Source organism: Kitasatospora sp. NPDC048662 (assembly GCF_055587065.1).
In genome coordinates, this window is record NZ_JBVJHA010000011.1 from 106,168 (window position 1) to 128,320 (window position 22,153).

Below are 22,153 nucleotides of genomic sequence, written 5' to 3' on the forward strand. Positions count from 1 at the left end.
CCCGATTCCGGTGCGAGTCGTACCCCTTCCGGCGCATTGCGGAATCCCCCGAACGGCCCGGTCGGCCACCGCCCTGCCCGGTAACGGCAGGGATTACCGGCGGTCGCACCGGAGCGGCGGCCGGGTGGCTGGAGGAACGCACGAAGCTGCCGCCTCCGGACCCGCCCGGAGCGCCGCCCCGTCCGCCGCCCGCACGGCCGGCCCGGCCGACACCGCTGGTCGGGGCCCCGGGGTGCGGATCGGACGCGGCGAGGGGCGGGGGTGGTCGGAGCACCCGCGCAGATGGGGTAATGTTCTTTCTGCACCCGGGCGATTAGCTCAGCGGGAGAGCACTTCGTTCACACCGAAGGGGTCACTGGTTCGATCCCAGTATCGCCCACCGGAATGCAAAGGCGTGGGGCTCCGACTTGATTAACAAGTCGGAGCCCCACGCCTTTTCCGTGTTCCCACTCTCGAGTTCTGACGGGCATTCAACTGGCCCGCCCGGCACGGAAGCCATTCAACGGGCGGGCCCGGCACGGGATCTGGGGGGCCGTCGGGGAACGGATTGGATACCCGGGCCCAAGTAGTGCTACTGTTCATCTCGTTGCCCGGGCGATTAGCTCAGCGGGAGAGCACTTCGTTCACACCGAAGGGGTCACTGGTTCGATCCCAGTATCGCCCACCGAGCACAACGCGGAAGGCCCCGACCATCAGGTCGGGGCCTTCCGCGTTGCTGTCGTTGCTGTCGTCCCGTCAGGCCGCCAACTCGCAAGCGTGGCCCGGCTCCAGACGCTCACCGCACCGGCAGCGGGCCGGCCGCAGCGGCCACGCCGTGTCCACCCGCTCCGGCGTACCCGCCCGCTCGAACCAGCGCTCCAGGCCGCGCGCCTGCGTCGCGTGCCACACCGCCTGCCGCAGATGCAGCTCCGCCGGGGACAACCCGCCCAGCCGCTCCGCATGCCGGGACGCCACCGCCCGCACCAACTCCAGTGCCGCCAGCGCATCCGCCGCCGCATCGTGCGCACCCACCAGCGAGACCCCGTAGTGCCCGCACAGATCGGTCAGCGTGCGCCGGCCCTTGCGGTAACGGTCCACCTGCTTGTCCAGCACCCGCGGATCCAGCACCAGCAACTCCGCGCCACCCAGCACCTCCGCCAGCGAACCCGCCCCGTGCCGGCGCAACTCCCGGTCCAGCAACGTCAGGTCGTAGGGGGCGTTCATCACCACCAGCGGCACCCCCGCCCGGGACTGCTCGGCCAGCGCGAGCGCCACCTCCACCGCCACCGTGCGCGGCGGACGGCCGTGCGCCCGCACCCGCTCGTCGGAAATACCGTGCACGGCCCGGGCCTGCGCCGGAATGGGAACCCCCGGATTCGCCAGCCAACTGCGAACGGCCGCCGGGCCACCCGGAGCGGACTGCACCACCAGGGCGGCCGAGACGATCCGGTCCCGCTCGACATCCACACCCGTGGTCTCGGTGTCGAAAGACGCCAGCGGGCCGTGAAACCAGGAACCGAGCTGTGGCATGACGCCCCCTCAGACGCCGCGCGAACCCTTGCCGGGCGGCGCTGCCACCGAGGACCGGCGGAGCGCCGCGCCGTGTCCAAGTGATACCGCAGTTGATGGAAAGTCAACCGTGCCCGGCGCCCCCTTTGTGGCAGAAAGTGATCGAACGATCACCGCGGCCGCCACGGGCCTTGGCGACAGGGACCCGGCACGGCTCGGTACCATGCACAACGCAGCGGTTGTGCTGCACCCCATAGCCAGAACGTCAGGAGAGACCGGTGACGGACGTCCGGATCATCATCAACCGCGAACCCGATCGGGAAGAGCGCGTGGTGACCACGGGCACTACGGCCGCCGAGCTCTTCGCCGACGACCGCGCCGTGATCGCCGCCCGCGTCGGCGGCCAGCTCAAGGACCTCGCCTACGCCGTCCAGGACGGCGACGAGGTCGAGCCCGTCGAGATCTCCAGCCCCGACGGCCTCGACATCCTGCGGCACTCCACCGCGCACGTCATGGCCCAGGCCGTCCAGCAGGTCTTCCCCGAGGCCAAGCTCGGCATCGGCCCGCCCGTCCGCGACGGCTTCTACTACGACTTCGACGTCGAGAAGCCGTTCCACCCGGACGACCTCAAGACCATCGAGAAGCGCATGCAGGAGATCATCAAGCGGGGGCAGAAGTTCTCCCGCCGCGTGGTCACCGACGAGGCCGCCCGCGAGGAGCTCGCCAAGGAGCCCTACAAGCTGGAGCTGATCGGCCTCAAGGGCTCCGCCGCCACCGCCGGTGAGGGCGCCGACGTCGAGGTCGGCGCCGGCGAACTCACCATCTACGACAACATCGACCCCAAGACCGGCGAGGTCTGCTGGGGCGACCTCTGCCGCGGCCCGCACCTGCCCAGCACCCGGCACATCCCGGCGTTCAAGCTGATGCGCTCCGCCGCCGCCTACTGGCGCGGCAGCGAGAAAAACCCCATGCTGCAGCGCCTCTACGGCACCGCGTGGCCCACCAAGGAAGAGCTGAAGGCCCACCTCGACTTCCTGGAGGAGGCCGCCAAGCGCGACCACCGCAAGCTCGGCACCGAGCTCGACCTGTTCTCCATCCCCGAGCAGATCGGCTCCGGCCTCGCCGTCTTCCACCCCAAGGGCGGCATCATCCGCCGCACCATGGAGGACTACTCGCGCAAGCGGCACGAGGAAGAGGGCTACGAGTTCGTCTACACCCCGCACGCCACCAAGGGGAAGCTGTTCGAGACCAGCGGCCACCTCGACTGGTACGCCGACGGCATGTACCCCCCCATGCAGCTCGACGAGGGCACGGACTACTACCTCAAGCCCATGAACTGCCCGATGCACAACCTGATCTTCGACGCGCGCGGCCGCTCGTACCGTGAACTGCCGCTGCGCCTGTTCGAGTTCGGCACCGTGTACCGGTACGAGAAGTCCGGCGTGGTGCACGGCCTGACCCGCGCCCGCGGCTTCACGCAGGACGACGCGCACATCTACTGCACCCGCGAGCAGATGGCCGACGAGCTGGACCGCACGCTGACCTTCGTCCTGGACCTGCTGCGCGACTACGGTCTGAACGACTTCTACCTGGAGCTGTCCACCAAGGACCCGGAGAAGTTTGTCGGATCGGATGAGGATTGGGAGGAGGCCACCGCGGTCCTCGCCAGCGTGGCCGAGAAGCAGGGCCTCCCGCTGGTGCCGGACCCGGGCGGCGCGGCCTTCTACGGCCCGAAGATCTCGGTGCAGGCTCGGGACGCGATCGGCCGTACCTGGCAGATGTCGACCGTGCAGTTGGACTTCAACCTGCCGAACCGGTTCGATCTCGAGTACACGGCGGCGGACGGCTCGCGGCAGCGGCCGGTCATGATCCACCGTGCGCTGTTCGGCTCGATCGAGCGCTTCTTCGCGGTGCTGCTGGAGCACTACGCTGGCGCCATGCCGCCGTGGCTGGCCCCGGTCACCGTGACCGGCATCCCGATCACCGACGAGCATGTCCCGTACCTGCTGGACGTGGCGGCCGAGTTGAAGAAGCACGGGATCCGGGTCGAGGTCGACACCTCGGACGACCGGATGCAGAAGAAGATCAGGAATGCTCAGCGGGCGAAGACTCCGTACATGCTGATCGCGGGCAACGACGACGTCGAGGCCGGCGCGGTGTCGTTCCGCTACCGCAACGGCGAGCAGAAGAACGGCGTGCCGCGTGACCAGGCGATCGCCGAGATCGTTGAGGCGGTGCGGAGCCGGATCCAGGTGTGATGCTGTCCCCGTGTGAACGGGGGTGATCCACGCTCTGGCAGGTTGAGTTCCAGCTGAACGGTGGGACACGGTGCGGGGCAGTCTCCTTCGGGAGTCTGCCCCGTACTGCTTGGTTCGCGAGGTGTGGAGCATATGCTGGCGGGCATGACGAGTGAGCCGGAACTGCAGCGGGGCGTGGGGGAGCCGGACGGCTTCCGTCGCCTGTGGACACCTCATCGGATGGCGTACATCCAGGGCGAGAACAAGCCCACCGGGCCGGCTCCGGACGACGGTTGTCCGTTCTGTTCGATCCCGAAGCTGAGCGACGAGGACGGGCTGATCGTGCAGCGCGGCGAGTCGGTGTTCGCGGTGCTGAACCTGTACCCGTACAACGGTGGGCACTTGATGGTGGTGCCGTACCGGCACGTCGCGGACTACACCGAGTTGGACGGGCCGGAGACGGCGGAGCTCGGGGAGTTCACCAAGAAGGCGATGACGGCGCTGCGGGCGGCGTCGGGCGCGCACGGGTTCAACATCGGGATGAACCAGGGCGCGGCGGCGGGGGCCGGGATCGCGGCGCACCTGCACCAGCATGTGGTGCCGCGCTGGGGTGGGGACACCAACTTCATGCCGGTGGTGGGGCACACGAAGGTGCTGCCGCAGTTGCTGGCGGACACCCGGAAGGTGCTGGCCGAGGTCTGGCCGGTTTGATGCGGTGGTGAGCAACCGGCAGGGGCCGGGCGGGAGATGTTCCCGCCCGGCCCCTGCCGTCTGTGTGCCGGGGGTTATCCGGCGTCGTACTTGTCGGCGCGGAACGGGCGGGTGCCCTGCATCTCGGCGCGGATGATGTTGGAGCGGTTGGCGATCCGGTCGGTGGCGACGTCGTGCTCGTCGAGGAACTCGACGACGGCGGCGTGGATCAGGCCGACCACGGGGGTGGGGATGTACAGCGCGTCGTCGGACTTGAAGCGGCTGTTCCAGGCGGGGTCGGCCCAGGCCTGGCGCAGGCACAGGGGTTCGGGGAGGCCGATGGAGCCGCCGAGCCACTTCTGCAGGCTGGGAATCTTGTGGAAGGGGGCGCGGACGGCCTGCCGGACGATCTCGTCGTCGGTGACGATGGGGAGTTGGACGGTGCGGTTCTCCCAGAACCGGAGGGTCTTGGGGACGTCCTTCTCGGGGGTCTTGGGCTTGGCGCCGAAGTAGCCGGCGATCGGGCCGAGAGCGTGCGCGGTGGCGGTGACCTGGAGGCTGTGCGAGAGGACCATGATGCTGACCACCACGGTGGTGACCAACTGGCCCTTGTGCAGCACGAATTGGACGGCGATGCGGTGCCGGGTGTCGTTGCCGACGCTCTGCTTGTTGGCGAGTTCCGAGACGGCGAAGTCGCGCATCCGGTCGCCGTCCATCTCGGGGCCGGAGGGGCGGCCGATCTCGTCGGCGCCCTCGCCGATGTCCAGCACCGCCCAGTGGCTGATCTGCGGCTTGGGCAGGCCGCCGTTGGGGACTTCGCTGCCGCTGAGGGCGCCGAGGCGGTCGGTGATCCGGCGGGCGAGGTCCCAGACGTGGAAGGTACGGAAGTCGGGGTGGCCCTCGGCGGGGCGGAGGTCCTCGCGCAGTGACCACTCGGCCCAGCGGGCGCCGATGCCGAGGATGCCCTTGGTGTTGGCGTAGTGCTGGACGTTGGTGTTCTGTTCGCGGTTGAGACGCTCGAGGCCGGCCCGGAGTTCGTTGGCCTTCTTGTCGAGGTCGTCCTTGGGGACGGCCTTGGGGACGATGGCGGCCACCGCGTTGCCGCCGACCAGGTCGCCCCAGCGGGCGCGCTGCTGCATGACGGAGGTGACCACGGTGCGCCTGGCGAGGTACCAGCCGAGGACCGGGCCGATCATCATCACACGGCAGTAGAGGCCGAGCAGGCCGTGGGCCGGTGGCCGGATCGCCAGCAGCACGGCGAGGCCGGCGGCGACCAGCAGGGCGAGCGTGCCGATGAGCCCGTCCTTGGCGGCGGACTTCTTGGTGCCGAGCCAGGCCCGGGCCTGGTACGCGGCGAGCCAGATCAGCGTGCCGGGCAGGAAGAGCAGGCCGCAGACCACGCTGAGGGTGGCGAGCCGGCGGTCGCGGGCCTCGCGCAGGTCCTGGGCGGCGAGGCAGTGCTCGACGACCATGCGGACGTCGGTGCCGTGCGAGGGCACGATGGGTTTGCGGCCGCCGCCGAGGGTGCGGTCGATCAGGGCGCGGCTGAACGCCTCGCCGGCGCTGGGCCGGAACAGGGCGAACTTGCCGGGCTTGACCGAGACTCCGGCGAGCGCTTCGAGTTCGTTGTAGTCGCCGGTGCGATAGGCGGCGGAGGAGAACGCCTGGGTGACCGCGGTCTGATGACCGACGTCCGTCCGTGGTACCTGTGCGCCCGGCGTCATGTCGAGCTGAGTCACCTGAGCAGCTCCTCCTCCCCTGATGGTCTGCGGCAGGTTACCGCGTGGCGGCCCGACTGTGCGGATCATCAACTGATCCTTGGTCACATCTCGGCCGTCAAGGCTGGTTTCGGGAAGATGTTGCCCTGCCGGGGGGACTTCGACGCACGGGTTTAGGATCGCGCCATGACGAGTGCCTCCGCACCGGAGCCGGTGCTGGTTTTCGACGGTGATTGCGCGTTCTGTTCGAGCTGCGTGCGGTGGGCGGAGCGCTACCCGCGGCAGAGCCTGTCCTCGGCGGGGTGGGAGGCGGTGGCGTTCCAGTTCGCGGATCTGGAGGCGCTGGCGGAGTTCACCGGCGGGCAGGTGTCGCAGGAGCGGGCCTCCCGCGAGGTGTTGTGGATCACGCCGGACCGCAAGGTGTACGGCGGTGCGCAGGCGGTGGCGCGGCTGTTGATGCGGTCGGGCGGGCTGTGGGCGTGGGCGGGCGGCCTGTTGGCGCTGGCGCCGGTGCGGCCGCTCGCGGACGTGGCCTACCGCTGGGTGGCGCGGCACCGGGACCAGATGCCGGGCGGCACCAAGGCGTGTGCGCTGCCGCGCCGTTCGTAGCGGCTCAGCCCGCCGCGGCGTACTCGGCGGCGAGGTGGGCGGGCATCGGCGCGTGGCGCAGGTAGCTGCGGGTGAACTGGCCGGTTCCGTGCGACAGGGAGCGCAGGTCGAGCGAGTAGCGGGTGAGTTCGAGTTCGGGGACTTCGGCGCGGACCAGGCTCAGTCCCGGCCCGCCGATCTCGGTGCCGAGGACGTGGCCGCGGCGGGCGGACAGGTCGGTCAGGACGGCGCCCTGGTACTCGTCCGGCAGCAGCACCCGGACTTCGTCCACGGGTTCCAGGACCCGGACGTCGGTGTGGCCGGCGGCTTCCTTGAGGGCGAGTGCGGCGGCGGTCTGGAAGGCGGCGTCGGAGGAGTCGACGGAGTGTGCCTTGCCGTCGGTGAGGGTGACCCGGACGTCGGTCATCGGGTGGCCGTGCAGGCCGTGGGCGAGTTGGGCGCGGACGCCCTTCTCGACGGACGGGATGAAGTTGCGCGGGACGGAGCCGCCGACGACCTGGTCGACGAATTCGAAGCCGCCGCCGGGCAGGGGCTCCACGGTGAGGTCGCAGATCGCGTACTGGCCGTGGCCGCCGGACTGTTTGACGTGCCGGCCGTGGCCGCTGGCGGGGGCGGCGAAGGTTTCGCGCAGGGCGACCTCGTAGGGGACGGTCTCGACGTGGACACCGTGGCGGGTGGCGAGCCGGTCGAGGGTGACGGCGAGGTGGGCCTCGCCGGTGCACCACAGGACGAGCTGGTGGGTGTCGGGGTTCTGTTCGACGCGCAGCGCCGGGTCCTGGGCGGTGAGCCGGCCGAGGGCCTGGGAGAGCTTGTCCTCGTCGGCCTTGGAGCGGGCCTGGACGGCGGTGGGCAGCAGGGCTTCGGGCAGGGGCCAGGGCGGTAGCACGGTGTGGTCGGTGCCGAGGGTGTCGCCGGTGCGGGCGGTGGCGAGTTTGACGACGGTGACGAGGTCGCCGGCGACGGCCTGCGGGACGGGGCGCAGCTGGTGGCCGAAGGGGCTGTGCAGGGTGGTGAGGCGTTCCTCGGTGCCGTCGGGCAGGTGGGCGGTGGTGTCGGGGCGCAGGGTGCCGGTGAAGATCCGCAGCAGGCTGAGGCGGCCGAGGTAGGGGTCCTCGCCGGTCTGGACGATCTGGGCGGTGAGGGGGGCGTCGGGGTCGGCGGCGGGGAGGTCGTCGGCGCGGTCGGCGGGGGAGGGGAAGGCGGTGGCGGCCAGGTCGAGCAGGGCGTCGCAGCCGGTGCCGTCGGGGGCGGTGGCGAGGACGGGGTGCAGGGTGCCGGCCAGGAATTCGCGGCGCAGTCCGGCGGTGAGGGCGGCGGTGTCGAGGTCGGCGCCGTCGAGGTAGCGCTCCATCAGGGTGTCGTCCTCGCCGGCGAGGGCTTCGACCAGCCGGGCGCGTTCGGCGGTGAGGTCGCCGGGGTCCTCGGGGTGGCCGTAGGCGTGGCCGGTGAGCAGGTCGGTGGTGCCGTGCAGGTGGCCGTCGCGCAGGTCGGGGTGGTGCAGCAGGCGGACGGTGTCGGGGGTGCCGAGGGTGTCCTGGAGCATGCGCAGGACGTCGTCGAGGCGGACCCGGGTGGTGTTGAGGTGGGTGAGGGCGAGGGCGCGCGGCAGGTGGGCGGCTTCGCACTGCTGCCACAGGGCCTGGACGGGGCGGGCGACGGTTTCGTCGGCGGCGGAGTGCACGAACACGGCGGCTTCGGCGGCGCGCAGGGCGGCGTGGAGTTCGCCGGCGAAGTCGGCGTAGCCGGGTGTGTCGAGGACGTTGACGGTGAGGTCCTGCCAGGGCAGCGGGAGGAGCGCGAACTGGACGGAGCGCTGTTGCTGGTGCTCGATGTCCTCCCAGTCGGCGGCGGTGGTGCCGTCGGGCACGGTTCCGGGCCTGGTCAGGGCGCCGGCGGTGACGGCGAGGGCTTCGGCGAGGGTGGTTTTGCCGGCTCCGGCCGCCCCGACCAGGGCGAGGTTGCGGAGCCGGCCGGGTCGGTCGGCGGGCGTGGCGGGGGAGTGGGCTGTCCGGTCCGGCATGGCTGGCCTCCTGCCGCTCGATCAGCGTGGATACCATTGTCCAGCCGGGCGGGGCCATCCGCGCGGCCGCCCGGCGGGCAAGCGGCTCGCGGGTGCCAATCCGAGGAGCGGAGCGGACCGGAAGGCCATGCTCAACAAGTACGCGCGTGGCTTCTTCACACGTGTCCTCACCCCGTTCGCGGCGATGCTGCTGCGGTGGGGTGTCAGTCCGGATGCGGTCACGCTGATCGGAACGGCCGGTTCGGTGGCGGGCGCCCTGGTGTTCTTCCCGCGCGGGGAGTTCTTCTGGGGCACGATCACCATCACCCTGTTCATCTTCTCCGACCTGGTGGACGGCAACATGGCCCGCCAGGCGGGCCGGTCCAGCAAGTGGGGGGCGTTCCTGGACTCCACGCTCGACCGGGTCGCCGACGCGGCGATTTTCGGCGGCCTGGCGATGTGGTACGCCGGTAAGGGTGACAACAACCTGCTGTGCGCGGTGGCGATGTTCTGTCTGGCCAGTGGCCAGGTGGTGTCGTACACGAAGGCGCGCGGCGAGTCCCTGGGATTCCCGGTGAACGTGTCGGGGCTGGTGGAGCGGGCCGAGCGGCTGGTGATCAGCCTGGTGGCGGCCGGTTTCGCGGGCCTGCACAAGTTCGGGGTGCCGTACATCGAGTGGCTGCTGCCGGTCGCCCTGTGGGTGGTCGCGGTGGGCAGCCTGGTGACGGTGGCGCAGCGGATGCTGACGGTGCGCCGGGAGTCGGCGGAGCTGGAGGCGGCGGGCGCCGTCAAGGGGGGCGAATGAAGGAGCGGTTGGTCGACACGGCCTACGCGGCCGGCTGGGCGGGGCTGAAGCACCTGCCGGAGCCGATGGCCCGCGGCCTGTTCAACGTCATCGCGGATGTGGCGTGGCGGCGGCAGGGCAAGGGGGTGCGGCAGCTGGAGGCCAACCTGGCGCGGGTCCGTCCGGATGCGGACGCGGCGCGGCTGCGGGAGTTGTCCCGGGCCGGGATGCGCTCGTACATGCGGTACTGGATGGAGTCGTTCCGGCTGCCGACCTGGAGCCGGGAGCGGGTCGCGCAGGCGATAACGGTCAAGGGCCTGGACCAGCTGAACGAGGCGATGGCGGCGGGGCGCGGCGCGGTGCTGGCGCTGCCGCACATGGCGAACTGGGATCTGGCGGGCGCGTGGATCGCGTCGGCGGGCGGGTTCCCGTTCACCACGGTCGCGGAGCGGTTGAAGCCGGAGTCGCTGTTCGACCGGTTCGTGGCGTACCGGGAGAGCCTCGGCATGGAGGTGCTGGCGCTGACCGGCTCCAGTGTGTCGGTGGTGGGGACGCTGGCGCGGCGGCTGCGTGAGGGCAAGCTGGTGTGCCTGGTCGGTGACCGGGACCTGTCGGAGGCCGGGATCCAGGTGGACTTCTTCGGTGAGCCGACCCGGATGCCGGCCGGCCCGGCGGCGCTCGCGCAGCGTACGGGTGCGGCGCTGTTCCCGGTGACGCTCTGGTACGACGGGCCGGTGCTGCGTGCGGAGGTGCACCCGGAGGTGGTGCCGTCCGGCCAAGGGGAGCGGCAGGAGCAGGTCGCGGTGATGACGCAGGAGATGGCCGATGTGTGGGCGGAGTCGATCCGTGAGCACGCGGTGGACTGGCACATGCTGCAGAAGCTGTGGCTGGCGGATCTGACGCCGCGGAGGGCCGAGTCGTGAGGATCGGCGTGGTGTGCCCGTACGACTGGGACGTGCCGGGCGGTGTGCAGTTCCACATCCGGGACTTGGCGGAGCACCTGATCCGGCTGGGTCACGAGGTGTCGGTGCTGGCTCCGGCGGAGGACGAGGAGGCGCTGCCGCCGTACGTGGTGTCCGCGGGGCGGGCCGTCGCGGTGCCGTACAACGGGTCGGTGGCGCGGCTGAGTTTCGGCATCCTGTCGGCGGCGCGGGTGCGGCGCTGGCTGCGCGAGGGCCGGTTCGACATCCTGCACGTGCACGAGCCGAACTCGCCGTCGCTGTCGATGCTGGCGGCCTGGGCGGCGTCCGGGCCGATGGTCGGGACGTTCCACACCTCGAACCCGCGGTCGCGGGCGATGCTGGCGGCCTCGCCGATCCTGCAGCCGGGGCTGGAGAAGATGTCGGCGCGGATCGCGGTGTCGGAGTACGCGCGGCGCACCCTGGTGGAGCACCTGGGCGGCGACGCGGTGGTGATCCCGAACGGCGTGGACGTGCGGTTCTTCGCGGACGCCGAGCCGGAGCCGCGCTGGCAGGGCCGGGCGGACGCCGGCGGGCCGGGCACCATCGGCTTCATCGGCCGGATCAACGAGCCGCGCAAGGGCCTGCCGACGCTGCTGGCGGCGCTGCCGCGGATCCTGGAGGAGCGCCCCGGGGTGCGGCTGCTGGTGGCCGGCAAGGGCGACGAGGAGGAGGCGGTGGCCGGGCTGCCCGCCGAGGTGCGGGCCCAGGTCGAGTTCCTCGGCATGGTCTCCGACCACGACAAGGCCCGGCTGCTGCGCAGTGTCGACCTCTACGTGGCGCCGAACACCGGCGGCGAGTCCTTCGGCATCATCCTGGTCGAGGCGATGTCGGCGGGTGCGCCGGTGCTGGCCAGTGATCTGGACGCGTTCCGCCAGGTGCTGGACGGCGGCGCGGCCGGTGAGCTGTTCCCGGTGGAGGACGCGGACGCGCTGGCCGCGGCGGCGGTCAAGCTGCTCGGCAGCCCCGAACGGCTGCAGGCGCTGCGCGCGGCCGCGTCCCGGCACGTGCGGCGTTTCGACTGGGAGACCGTCGGCGCGGAGGTGCTGTCGGTGTACGAGACCGTCACGGACGGTCGTCCGCCGGTCGCCGAGGCCGAACCGTCCGGCTGGCGTTCGCGTCTTGGTCGTTGAACCACCCTGCTCGCGAGAGGTACCACCATGCCGCTGATCACCGTCGACTACACCGACCGGCTCGCCGACTGCCTGGACCGGCGCGGCTTCGGCCTGGCCCTGAACCGGCTGGCCGTGAAGCTGATCGACGCCAAGCCGGAGGCCTGCAAGACCCGTTTCCGGCGGACCGAGGAGGCGGTGGTCGGCGCGGACGCGGAGACCTTCGCGCTGGTGGTGATCGAGTTCGAGATCTTCCCGGGGCGTTCGCCGCAGGCCAAGGCGGCGCTCGCGGAGGCGGCGGTGGCCGCGCTGCCGGAGTACCTGGGGGCGGATCCGGGGGCGGTGCAGGCGGCCGTGTCGGTCACCGAGACCGACCGGGACTCCTACCGCTCGGCGGTCTTCGGCGGCTGAGCCGGTACCGTAACGCCCCGTGACTACCTGGATCTGGGCCCTCGCGGCCGTCGTACTGTTCGCCGTCTATCTGAGCTGGACGGCGGGCAGGCTCGACCGTCTGCACGCCCGGATCGACGCCGCCAAGGCCTCGCTGGACGCCCAGTTGCTGCGCCGGGCCTCGGTGGCGATGGAGCTGGCCACCTCCTCGCTGCTCGACCCGGCCGCGTCGATCCTGCTGCTGGAGGCCGCGCACGGGGCGCGGCAGGCGCAGGACGAGCAGCGCGAGGTGGCGGAGAGCGAGCTGAGCATCGCGCTGCGCGCCGTGCTGGACGAGCCGGAGCAGGTGGCGGCGCTGCGGGCGGCGCCGGGCGGCGAGGAGGCCGTGCGCGACCTGGTGGAGGCGGTGCGCCGGGTGCCGATGGCGCGGCGTTTCCACAACGACGCGGTACGGGCGGCCCGCGCGGTGCGTGAGCACCGGCTGGTGCGCTACTTCCGGCTGGCGGGGCGGGCGCCGTTCCCGATGGCTTTCGAGATGGACGACGAGCCGCCGACGGCGCTCACGCCGGAAGGTGCTCCCGCGTAGGCTGGGCACCGGGTCCGCCCACTGTTTCCCCCGTGGTGCTCTGGCCTGTTTGTCGTATGCCGTGTTTGGCGCTGGACCATGTGGCGTATGGGTCCGGACCCCCTCGGGCCTACGATAGGTCGATAGCACCGGTTCATCCCTGAGTGAGGTCTTACGTGTCCACCACCCCCACCACCGCAGACCAGCCGCAGATCGGTACCGCCCGGGTCAAGCGCGGCATGGCCGAGCAGCTCAAGGGCGGTGTGATCATGGACGTGGTCAACGCCGAGCAGGCGAAGATCGCCGAGGACGCCGGCGCGGTCGCCGTGATGGCCCTGGAGCGCGTGCCCGCCGACATCCGCAAGGACGGCGGCGTGGCCCGGATGTCCGACCCGAACATGATCGAGGAGATCATCAACGCGGTCTCCATCCCGGTGATGGCCAAGTCCCGCATCGGCCACTTCGTCGAGGCCCAGGTCCTGCAGTCGCTCGGCGTCGACTACATCGACGAGTCCGAGGTGCTCACCCCGGCCGACGAGATCAACCACTCCGACAAGTGGGCGTTCACCACCCCCTTCGTCTGCGGCGCCACCAACCTGGGCGAGGCCCTGCGCCGCATCGCCGAGGGCGCGGCCATGATCCGCTCCAAGGGCGAGGCCGGCACCGGCAACGTGGTCGAGGCCGTCCGCCACCTGCGCCAGATCAAGAACGAGATCGCCAAGCTGCGCGGCTTCGACAACAACGAGCTGTACGCCGCCGCCAAGGAGCTGCGCGCCCCGTACGAGCTGGTCCGCGAGGTCGCCGAGCTCGGCAAGCTGCCGGTCGTGCTGTTCTCCGCCGGTGGCGTGGCCACCCCGGCCGACGCCGCGCTGATGCGTCAGCTGGGCGCCGAGGGCGTGTTCGTCGGCTCCGGCATCTTCAAGTCGGGCGACCCGGCCAAGCGCGCCGCCGCCATCGTGAAGGCCACCACCTTCTTCGACGACCCGAAGATCATCGCGGACGCCTCCCGCAACCTGGGCGAGGCCATGGTCGGCATCAACTGCGACACCCTGCCGGAGTCCGAGCGCTACGCCAACCGCGGCTGGTAAGACTCGCGGGCCTTCCCGGCCCGTACCTCCCGGCTCCGGCCCGCCGCGCGAGCAATCGGCGCGGCGGGCCGCTCCGTGGGCTTTTCCGGCCCGTAGTTCGAGATGAAGAGGTAGTGACAAACCGTGAGCACCCCCACCATCGGTGTCCTCGCCCTGCAGGGCGACGTCCGTGAGCACCTGGTGGCGCTGGCCGCCGCCGACGCGCTGGCCCGGCCGGTCCGCCGTCCCGAGGAGCTCGCCGAGGTCGACGCCCTGGTGATGCCGGGCGGAGAGTCCACCACCATCTCCAAGCTGGCCGTGCTGTTCGACCTGATGGACCCGCTGCGCGAGCGCGTCCGGGCCGGCATGCCGGTCTACGGCACCTGCGCCGGCATGATCATGCTGGCGGACAAGATCCTGGACGGCCGGGACGACCAGGAGACCGTCGGCGGCATCGACATGACGGTCCGCCGGAACGCCTTCGGCCGGCAGAACGAGTCCTTCGAGACGGCCATCCCGTTCTCCGGAATGGCCGAGCCGGTCACCGGCGTGTTCATCCGCGCCCCCTGGGTCGAGTCGGTCGGCGCGGGCGTCGAGGTGCTGGCCGAGGTGCCCGCCGCCGACGGCCCGGACGCCCGGATCGTGGCGGTCCGCCAGGGCAACCTGCTGGCCACCTCCTTCCACCCGGAGCTGACCGGCGACCACCGCGTCCACGAGTACTTCGTCCGCATGGTCGAGGCCGCCGCGCGCTAGGCGCGACGTTGTGACCGTGTGCCACCCCGTGGTGCGGCACCGGTAAGATCTCCCCTGTTCATTTCCCATTGGCGACGAAAAGGAGCTGGCGATGTCCGGCCACTCTAAGTGGGCTACCACCAAGCACAAGAAGGCCGCGATCGACGCCAAGCGCGGCAAGCTCTTCGCCAAGATGATCAAGAACATCGAGGTGGCGGCGCGTACCGGCGGCGGCGACCCCGCGGGCAACCCGACGCTCTACGACGCCATCCAGAAGGCGAAGAAGAGCTCCGTCCCGATCGACAACATCAACCGGGCCGTCAAGCGCGGCTCCGGTGCGGAGGCCGGCGGCGCCGACTACTCGACGATCATGTACGAGGGCTACGGCCCGAACGGCGTGGCCGTCCTGATCGAGTGCCTCACCGACAACCGCAACCGCGCGGCCTCCGACGTCCGCGTCGCGATGACCCGCAACGGCGGCAGCATGGCCGACCCGGGCTCGGTGTCCTACCTGTTCAACCGCAAGGGCGTCGTGATCGTCCCCAAGGCCGACGGCGTGGACGAGGACAAGATCCTGGACATCGTGCTGGACGCCGGCGCCGAAGAGGTCACCGACCTCGGCGAGGCCTTCGAGGTGATCTCCGAGGCCACCGACATGGTCGCCGTCCGCACCGCCCTGGTCGACGCGGGCGTCGACTACGACTCGGCCGACGCCAACTTCGTGCCCAGCATGCAGGTCGAGCTGGACGCCGACGGCGCCCGCAAGATCTTCAAGCTGATCGACGCGCTGGAGGACAGCGACGACGTGCAGAACGTCTTCGCCAACTTCGACGTCTCGGACGAGATCATGGCCGAGCTGGACGCCTGAGTTCCGGCTTCGGTACCTCCGCCCGGTGGCTGCTCGCGGCCGCCGGGCGGAGGCGTGTCCGGGGACGCTTGTCCGTGGCCAGGGGTAGCCTTCGCAGGTCGGAGAGAGGTGGGGCAGGGCTCGTGCGAGTGCTGGGTGTGGACCCTGGGCTGACCAGGTGCGGCGTCGGAGTCGTCGAGGGGCTGCCCGGGCGGCAGTTGACGATGCTCGGCGTGGGCGTCGTGCGGACGCCGCCGGGGGACGACCTCGGGCCGCGGCTGCTCGCCGTCGAGCGCGGGCTGGAGGAGTGGCTCGACCGCTACTCGCCCGAACTCGTCGCCGTCGAGCGGGTGTTCGCGCAGCACAACGTCCGTACGGTGATGGGCACCGCGCAGGCCTCGGCCGTCGCCGTCCTGTGCGCGACCCGCCGGGGCATCCCCGTCACCCTGCACACCCCCAGCGAGGTCAAGGCCGCCGTCACCGGCTCCGGCCGGGCCGACAAGGCCCAGGTCACCGCCATGGTCACCCGCCTGCTCCGGCTCGACGCCCCGCCCAAGCCCGCCGACGCGGCGGACGCCCTGGCCCTCGCCATCTGCCACATCTGGCGCGGCGGCACGACCAACCGCCTGACGGCGGCCATCCGGGCCCACGAGAGTGGCCGGTGGCACAGCGGCGGAGGGGCGCGCGTTCAGGGGCGCTGGGGGTCCCCCCAGCGAAGCGAGGGGGCGGAACTGCGCGAAGCGGAAGACGTCACAGGGCAAGATCCGCCCGAGCAGCAGCCAGTCGCACCCCGGGCGGCGTACGGCAGAGTGCCGGGCCGGTCGCGCAGTTCCTCGCGCCCCTGACGGGCGCAGAACATGGGCTGCCCTGCGGGGAAGCGTGAATGCTTCGCGTGGCCGCGCCCCCGACGAGCTCCGCAAAACGACTTTCGGAGCTCGCACCTCCAAGCATCGAAAGGACAGTGCGAAGCCGTGATCGCCTTTGTGCAGGGGCCGGTTGCCATGGTCGGGGCCGGGGTGGCCGTGGTGGAGGTCGGCGGGGTGGGGATGGCCGTGCAGTGCACGCCGAACACGCTGGCGACCCTGCGGGTCGGGGAGGTGGCGCGGTTGGCGACGTCCCTGGTGGTCCGCGAGGACTCGCTGACGCTGTTCGGTTTCGCGGACGACGACGAGCGCGCGACCTTCGAGGTGCTGCAGGCGGCGCCGGGCGTGGGGCCGAAGCTGGCGCAGGCGATCCTGGGGGTGCACTCGCCGGAGGCACTGCGCGTCGCGGTGGCGAGCGGTGACGAGAAGGCGCTGATCGCGGTGCCGGGGATCGGCAAGGCGAAGGCGGCGAAGCTGCTGCTGGAGTACAAGGACAAGCTGGGCGCCCCGCACGGGACGGTCCCGGCGCAGAAGCCGGTCGCGACCGGCCCGGCGCCCTGGCACGAGCAGCTGCATTCGGCGCTGGTGGGCCTGGGCTACGCTCCGCGGGAGGCGGACGAGGCGGTGGCCCGGGTGACGCCGGAGGCCGAGGCGCAGGCCACGCCGGACGTGGGCGGGCTGCTGCGGCTCGCGCTGCGCGGGCTGAACCGCGCCCGCTGAACAGCGCCAAAGCGACCTGACGATCCGTCACCAAATCGACAATGGGGAGCCCTTTTCCGATGAATCCGTACGAGTCCGAGCCCGTTGACCGCCTGGTGACGGCGTCCGCCGACGGCGAGGACCAGGCGGTGGAGGCGGCGCTGCGGCCGCGGCTGTTGGAGGAGTTCATCGGCCAGGAGCGGGTGCGCGAGCAGCTCTCGCTGGTGCTGCAGGCGGCCCGTCAGCGCGGCGCCGCGCCGGACCACGTGCTGCTGAGCGGCCCGCCCGGGCTGGGCAAGACCACGCTGTCGATGATCATCGCGGCGGAGCTGAACGCGCCGATCCGGATCACCTCCGGTCCGGCGATCCAGCACGCCGGCGACCTGGCGGCGATCCTGTCCTCGCTGAGCGAGGGCGAGGTGCTGTTCCTCGACGAGATCCACCGGATGTCCCGGCCCGCCGAGGAAATGCTGTACATGGCGATGGAGGACTTCCGGGTCGACGTGATCGTCGGCAAGGGGCCGGGGGCGACCGCGATCCCGCTGGAGCTGCCGCCGTTCACGCTGGTCGGGGCGACCACCCGGGCCGGTCTGCTGCCGCCGCCGCTGCGCGACCGGTTCGGTTTCACCGGCCACATGGAGTTCTACGCGCCCGCCGAGCTGCAGCGGGTGGTGCACCGTTCGGCGGGCCTGCTGGACGTCGAGATCGACCCGGCGGGCGCGGCGGAGATCGCCGGCCGCTCGCGCGGCACGCCCCGCATCGCCAACCGGCTGTTGCGCCGGGTGAGGGATTTTGCGCAAGTCCGTCACGACGGTCTGATCACCCGGGAAATCGCCGCGCGGGCGCTGGAGGTGTACGAGGTTGACGCGCGCGGACTGGACCGGCTGGACCGCGCGGTGCTGGAGGCGCTGCTGAAACTTTTCGGCGGCGGACCGGTCGGTCTGTCCACGCTGGCGGTCGCCGTCGGGGAGGAGGCCGAGACCGTCGAGGAGGTCGCCGAGCCCTTCCTGGTAAGGGAGGGACTGCTCGCCCGCACCCCGCGCGGGCGGATCGCGACAGCGGCGGCCTGGCAGCACCTGGGGCTGACGCCTCCGCAGTCGGCCCGGGCGCCACGCGGGGCGCAGCCCGAACTGCGGGCGGACGGCCAGGCGTAACCGGGTTTGTTTATCGGCGGTTTATGTCCATGCCAAGGCTCGCCACTTTCGGCGCCACACTGGCATGCTTGGCGTTGTCCGTTCAGTGCGGGTCGCCTAGACTCCGCCGGACCGCCCCTCTCGCCCGACGGGCCGACGTACACGCACTGGCCATCCGACCGGTGGCCGACTAAGGACCCTGGCTGTGAAACTCATCCTTTTCGTTCTTCCGCTGCTGCTGATGCTGTTGCTGTTCCGTTCGCAGAAGAAGCGGCAGGACCAGATGCAGAGCGTGCAGAGCTCGATGCAGCCGGGGTCGGGTGTCCGCACCATCGGTGGCATGTACGCCCTGATCAAGGCGGTCAACGACGAGACGGTCGAGCTCGAGATCGCCCCGGGTGTGGTGGCCCACTACACCAAGGGCGCCATCGCGGCCGTCCTGGAGCCGCTCGAGTACGACGCGATCATCAACGGCCGTCCCGCCGAGGACGAGTCGGAGGATGGCGAGGCCGAGGCCGTCGAGGGCACGGACGCCGACGAGAAGCCGCTGAGCCTGTCCAAGGACGAGGCGAAGGCCGCCGTCGAGGCTCCCGAGAGCAAGTAGTACGGCCGGGGGGCTCTCTCCCCGACCAGCGGCATCCGCCGCAAGCCCACAGGACCTCTTGGGCCGCCGTGCGTCCGTCTCCTTCGGGCCCCCGCCGTGCGCGGGGGCCCGGGGCCGGCCGCCGGGCGGCATGGACAGGGAGAAACGAACAAGGTGGCAACACCCAAGTCGCGGTCGCGCGACGGATACCCGGGGCGGGCGCTGGCGCTCATCCTGGTGGTCACCGTCGGCCTGGTGGCCCTCATGTTCGGGACGGGCTACACCAAGCCGCGTCTCGGTATCGACCTCGCCGGTGGCACCAGCGTCACGCTGACCGCCAAGTCGGACGATCCTTCCGCGATCAACAAGGCAAACCTTGACACCGCGGTCGGCATCATCCAGAAGCGCGTCAACGGCATGGGCGTCTCCGAGGCCGAGGTCCAGACCCAGGGCAACAGCAACATCATCGTCAACATCCCCGACGGTGGTAACACGCAGCAGTCCATCGACAAGGTCGGTGACACCGCCAAGCTGTACTTCCGCCCGGTCCTGGCCGCCGCGCCGAGCGGCGTGAGCGCCCAGCCGCAGCCGAGTGGCTCGCCCTCTTCGGCGCCCAGCGGCTCGGCCAGCCCGTCCGCCTCGGGCAGCGCCTCCGCGCCCGCCTCGCCGAACGCCTCGTCGAGCAAGGCCGGCCGCGCCGTCTCCGGCGCCCTGCAGGCCGACCCGACCTCCTCCGCGAGCGGCTCCGCCTCCGCCCCGGCCAGCGGCTCGGCCGCCCCGAGCTCCGGTGCCAGTGCCCCCTCCCAGGCGGACATGACCGCCGCGCTGACCCAGGGCACCCCCCCGGCCGAGCTTCAGAAGCAGTTCGCCGCGCTGGACTGCTCGGTCAAGGAGCAGCGGAAGAACTACCAGCCCACCGACCCGGCCCAGCCGACCGTGGCCTGCTCGTACGATGCCGAACAGGGCCTCTGGTACAAGTTCGCGCTCGGCGGCGTCGCCGTTAACGGCCAGGACGTCACCAAGGCGCAGGCCGTGTACGACACCCAGAGCGCCAAGGGTTGGATGGTCGACCTGTCGTTCAACGACGCGGGCTCGAAGGCCTTCGCGGCCACCACCGGCAAGCTCGCCACCCAGCAGAGCCCGGGCAACCAGTTCGCCATCGTGCTGGACGGCCAGGTGGTCTCGCACCCGTACGTGTCCGAGTCGATCACCGGCGGCAGCGCGGTCATCTCCGGCACCTTCACCCAGGCCGACGCCAAGTCGCTGGGCAACGTGCTCAGCTACGGCGCGCTCCCGCTGGACTTCGTGAAGAGCGACGTCACCACCGTCTCCCCGCAGCTCGGCTCCGAGCAGCTGAAGGCCGGTCTGGTCGCCGGTCTGATCGGCATGATGCTGGTGGTCGTCTACTCGCTGGTCTACTACCGCGGCCTGGGCCTGGTCTCGATCGCCGGCCTGGCGGTCTCCGCGATCCTGACCTGGTCGATCATGAGCCTGCTGGGCGCCGGTATCGGCTTCGCGCTGAACCTGCCCGCGGTCTGCGGCGCGATCGTCGCGATCGGTATCACCGCCGACTCCTTCATCGTGTACTTCGAGCGCATCCGTGACGAGGTCCGCGAGGGCGCCCAGCTGCGTCCCGCCGTGCAGCGAGCCTGGCCGCGGGCCCGGCGCACCATCCTGGTGTCGGACTTCGTGTCCTTCCTGTGTGCCGCGGTGCTGTACCTGGTGTCGGTCGGCAAGGTGCAGGGCTTCGCCTTCACCCTGGGTCTGACCACGCTGCTGGACGTCGTGGTGATCTTCCTGTTCACCAAGCCGCTGATCACCCTGCTGGCCCGTACGAAGTTCTTCGCCAGCGGTCACCCGTGGTCCGGCCTGGACCCGAAGCGGCTCGGCGCCCGTCCGCCGATCCGCGGCTCCCGCCGCCGTCCCGCCCCCTCCCAGCAGACCCAGGAGGTCTGACCCATGTCGCTCCGCAACATCGGTCACCGCCTCTACCAGGGCGAGGTCTCGTTCGACTTCGTCGGCAAGCGGAAGATCTGGTACTCGATCTCCGCGGTGATCGTCCTGGTGGCCGCGATCGGCCTGGCCATGGGCCTGCACCTGGGCATCGAGTTCAAGGGCGGCTCGGTCTACACCGTGCACAAGCCCGGACTGACGGTGTCCCAGGCGAAGGACGCCGCCAACAAGATCACCGGCTCCAACACCGCGCTGGTGCAGACCACGGACAAGGGTGACGTCCGGATCCAGATCAGCGCCGAGGAGTCGGTGTCGGCGACGAGCTTCACCAAGGAGTTCTCGCAGGCCGTCGGCGTCGAGGAGAAGGACGTCAACGCCCAGGTGATCGGCCCCTCCTGGGGTGCCGACATCTCCAAGAAGGCGCTGACCGGCCTGGTCATCTTCATGGTGCTGGTGACCGTCTACCTGGCGATCGCCTTCGAGTGGCGGATGGCGCTGGCCGCGCTGGTCGCGCTGATTCACGACCTGCTGATCACCATCGGCGTCTACGCGCTGGTGGGCTTCGAGGTCACCCCGGGTACCGTGATCGGCTTCCTGACCATCCTCGGCTACTCGCTCTACGACACGGTCGTCGTCTTCGACACCGTGAAGGAGAACACCCGGGGCCTCACCAAGCAGTCCCGCCGCACCTACAGCGAGGCCGCCAACCACGGCCTCAACCAGACCCTGGTGCGTTCCATCAACACCACGGTCGTCGCGCTGCTCCCGGTCTCCGCCCTGCTGTTCATCGGCGGCGGCCTGCTCGGCGCGGGCACCCTCAACGACATCTCGCTGGCCCTGTTCATCGGCCTCGCCGCCGGTGCCTACTCCTCGATCTGCGTCGCCACCCCGCTGCTCGCGCAGCTCAAGGAGCAGACCCCGGAGATGAAGGCGCTGGCCAAGCGGGTCCTGCAGCGCCGGGCGTCCGAGGCCAAGGCGGCCGAGGAGGCCGAGGCCCGGGGCGAGGACGGGATGATCGAGGAGGAGATCGCGGCAGGTATGGTCGGACAGCGCAACCAGCCGACCAGCCGCTCCCGTGGCAAGGGACGGCCCTCCGGCAAGCGCTGAATCCGCGTCAGTTAAGGAACCCCCGTGACCTCCACCACCGACCCCGCCCTGTCCGAGCTGCTCAACAGCCGGATCCGGGACGTGCAGGACTACCCGAAGCCGGGCGTCCTGTTCAAGGACATCGCCCCCCTGCTGGCCGACGCCGAGGCGTTCGGCGCGCTGACCCGGGCGCTGGCCGAGCGGGCGAAGGAACTCGGCGCCACCAAGGTGGTCGGCCTGGAGGCGCGGGGGTTCGTCCTGGCCGCGCCCGCCGCGGTCGCGGCCGGAATCGGGTTCGTCCCGATCCGCAAGAAGGGCAAGCTGCCCGGCGCCGTGTTCTCCCGCTCGTACGACCTGGAGTACGGGTCGGCGACGCTGGAGGTGCAGTGCGACGCGTTCGCCCCCGGCGAGAAGGTGCTGGTGGTGGACGACGTGCTGGCCACCGGCGGCACCATCTCCGCCTCGCTGGACCTGGTCCAGGAGGCCGGCGCCGAGCTGGTGGGCGTCGTCGTGCTGATGGAGCTCGGGTTCCTGCCGGGCCGTGAGCGGCTGACCCCGCACCTGCACGGTGCGCCGCTGGAGACCCTGGTCGTGGTCTGAGCGAGAAGACCGCGTCGGAAGCCGCCCGGGAACAGATCC

Annotated in this window: 21 protein-coding genes and 2 tRNA genes; 20 read left to right on the top strand and 3 right to left on the bottom strand. The window is 71.0% G+C overall.

Annotated features, from left to right (window positions below; all coding sequences use genetic code 11):
* Positions 1-307 precede the first annotated feature (307 nt).
* Both ACZ6R9_RS26060 and ACZ6R9_RS26065 read left to right on the top strand, forming a co-directional pair.
* Positions 308-379: transfer RNA gene (locus ACZ6R9_RS26060), tRNA-Val, on the top strand.
* Between the two features lie 213 nt (positions 380-592).
* Positions 593-664, top strand: a tRNA-Val gene (locus tag ACZ6R9_RS26065).
* 71 nt (positions 665-735) lie between these two features.
* Here the strand turns inward: ACZ6R9_RS26065 and ACZ6R9_RS26070 are convergent.
* Positions 736-1,509 (bottom strand): exonuclease domain-containing protein, encoded by a 774-nt coding sequence (locus ACZ6R9_RS26070; RefSeq protein WP_465540660.1) that lies wholly within the window; start codon positions 1,507-1,509, stop codon positions 736-738.
* 257 nt (positions 1,510-1,766) lie between these two features.
* Between ACZ6R9_RS26070 and thrS the strand changes: the two genes are divergently transcribed.
* Both thrS and ACZ6R9_RS26080 read left to right on the top strand, forming a co-directional pair.
* Entirely contained in the window at positions 1,767-3,746 is a 1,980-nt protein-coding gene (gene thrS / locus ACZ6R9_RS26075; RefSeq protein WP_380487994.1) for a threonine--tRNA ligase, read from the top strand.
* A 132-nt stretch (positions 3,747-3,878) separates the two neighbouring features.
* Positions 3,879-4,436: an HIT family protein gene (locus tag ACZ6R9_RS26080; RefSeq protein ID WP_043908607.1), complete on the top strand. Its 558-nt coding sequence runs from the start codon at positions 3,879-3,881 to the stop codon at positions 4,434-4,436.
* A gap of 74 nt (positions 4,437-4,510) precedes the next feature.
* Here the strand turns inward: ACZ6R9_RS26080 and ACZ6R9_RS26085 are convergent, their stop codons facing one another.
* Positions 4,511-6,154 (bottom strand): hypothetical protein, encoded by a 1,644-nt coding sequence (locus ACZ6R9_RS26085; RefSeq protein ID WP_465540662.1) that lies wholly within the window; start codon positions 6,152-6,154, stop codon positions 4,511-4,513.
* Between the two features lie 165 nt (positions 6,155-6,319).
* Between ACZ6R9_RS26085 and ACZ6R9_RS26090 the strand changes: the two genes are divergently transcribed.
* Entirely contained in the window at positions 6,320-6,742 is a 423-nt protein-coding gene (locus tag ACZ6R9_RS26090) for a thiol-disulfide oxidoreductase DCC family protein (RefSeq protein ID WP_380487999.1), read from the top strand.
* 4 nt (positions 6,743-6,746) lie between these two features.
* Here ACZ6R9_RS26090 and ACZ6R9_RS26095 read toward each other — a convergent pair whose 3' ends face one another.
* Positions 6,747-8,762 (bottom strand): elongation factor G, encoded by a 2,016-nt coding sequence (locus ACZ6R9_RS26095; RefSeq protein ID WP_465540664.1) that lies wholly within the window; start codon positions 8,760-8,762, stop codon positions 6,747-6,749.
* 127 nt (positions 8,763-8,889) lie between these two features.
* Between ACZ6R9_RS26095 and pgsA the strand changes: the two genes are divergently transcribed.
* The 15 genes from pgsA to ACZ6R9_RS26170 all read left to right on the top strand — a co-directional run bounded on the left by pgsA (position 8,890) and on the right by ACZ6R9_RS26170 (position 22,114).
* On the top strand, positions 8,890-9,546 hold the full coding sequence (gene pgsA, locus ACZ6R9_RS26100) for a phosphatidylinositol phosphate synthase (protein ID WP_380488003.1): 657 nt from the start codon (positions 8,890-8,892) through the stop codon (positions 9,544-9,546).
* Positions 9,543-10,448 (top strand): phosphatidylinositol mannoside acyltransferase, encoded by a 906-nt coding sequence (locus ACZ6R9_RS26105; protein ID WP_380488005.1) that lies wholly within the window; start codon positions 9,543-9,545, stop codon positions 10,446-10,448. The genes pgsA and ACZ6R9_RS26105 overlap by 4 nt, the downstream gene beginning before the upstream one ends.
* Positions 10,445-11,617 (top strand): glycosyltransferase family 4 protein, encoded by a 1,173-nt coding sequence (locus ACZ6R9_RS26110; RefSeq protein WP_380488007.1) that lies wholly within the window; start codon positions 10,445-10,447, stop codon positions 11,615-11,617. The genes ACZ6R9_RS26105 and ACZ6R9_RS26110 overlap by 4 nt, the downstream gene beginning before the upstream one ends.
* Positions 11,618-11,644: 27 nt before the next feature.
* Entirely contained in the window at positions 11,645-12,007 is a 363-nt protein-coding gene (locus ACZ6R9_RS26115; RefSeq protein WP_380488009.1) for an isomerase, read from the top strand.
* A gap of 19 nt (positions 12,008-12,026) precedes the next feature.
* Positions 12,027-12,572, top strand: coding sequence for a hypothetical protein (locus ACZ6R9_RS26120; protein ID WP_380488011.1), 546 nt, complete (start codon positions 12,027-12,029; stop codon positions 12,570-12,572).
* Positions 12,573-12,727: 155 nt separating this feature from the next.
* Positions 12,728-13,639 carry a pyridoxal 5'-phosphate synthase lyase subunit PdxS gene (gene pdxS / locus ACZ6R9_RS26125; RefSeq protein ID WP_380488013.1) on the top strand — a complete coding sequence of 304 codons (912 nt, stop codon included), beginning with the start codon at positions 12,728-12,730 and terminating at the stop codon, positions 13,637-13,639.
* Between the two features lie 123 nt (positions 13,640-13,762).
* Positions 13,763-14,371 (top strand): pyridoxal 5'-phosphate synthase glutaminase subunit PdxT, encoded by a 609-nt coding sequence (gene pdxT / locus ACZ6R9_RS26130; protein ID WP_380488015.1) that lies wholly within the window; start codon positions 13,763-13,765, stop codon positions 14,369-14,371.
* Between the two features lie 91 nt (positions 14,372-14,462).
* Positions 14,463-15,218 carry a YebC/PmpR family DNA-binding transcriptional regulator gene (locus ACZ6R9_RS26135; protein WP_380488017.1) on the top strand — a complete coding sequence of 252 codons (756 nt, stop codon included), beginning with the start codon at positions 14,463-14,465 and terminating at the stop codon, positions 15,216-15,218.
* A 122-nt stretch (positions 15,219-15,340) separates the two neighbouring features.
* Positions 15,341-16,042: a crossover junction endodeoxyribonuclease RuvC gene (ruvC, locus tag ACZ6R9_RS26140; protein WP_465540669.1), complete on the top strand. Its 702-nt coding sequence runs from the start codon at positions 15,341-15,343 to the stop codon at positions 16,040-16,042.
* Positions 16,043-16,168: 126 nt separating this feature from the next.
* Complete coding sequence (ruvA, locus tag ACZ6R9_RS26145; RefSeq protein ID WP_465540671.1) at positions 16,169-16,780, top strand: Holliday junction branch migration protein RuvA; 612 nt, start codon at positions 16,169-16,171, stop codon at positions 16,778-16,780.
* A 59-nt stretch (positions 16,781-16,839) separates the two neighbouring features.
* A complete protein-coding gene (ruvB, locus tag ACZ6R9_RS26150) occupies positions 16,840-17,913 on the top strand; it encodes a Holliday junction branch migration DNA helicase RuvB (protein ID WP_465540672.1) in 1,074 nt (357 codons plus the stop codon).
* Between the two features lie 184 nt (positions 17,914-18,097).
* Entirely contained in the window at positions 18,098-18,496 is a 399-nt protein-coding gene (gene yajC / locus ACZ6R9_RS26155; RefSeq protein ID WP_380488025.1) for a preprotein translocase subunit YajC, read from the top strand.
* A 153-nt stretch (positions 18,497-18,649) separates the two neighbouring features.
* A complete protein-coding gene (gene secD, locus ACZ6R9_RS26160; RefSeq protein ID WP_380488027.1) occupies positions 18,650-20,431 on the top strand; it encodes a protein translocase subunit SecD in 1,782 nt (593 codons plus the stop codon).
* Positions 20,432-20,434: 3 nt separating this feature from the next.
* Complete coding sequence (secF, locus tag ACZ6R9_RS26165) at positions 20,435-21,535, top strand: protein translocase subunit SecF (protein WP_380488030.1); 1,101 nt, start codon at positions 20,435-20,437, stop codon at positions 21,533-21,535.
* A gap of 24 nt (positions 21,536-21,559) precedes the next feature.
* Positions 21,560-22,114, top strand: coding sequence for an adenine phosphoribosyltransferase (locus ACZ6R9_RS26170; RefSeq protein WP_380488032.1), 555 nt, complete (start codon positions 21,560-21,562; stop codon positions 22,112-22,114).
* Positions 22,115-22,153: the final 39 nt, after the last annotated feature.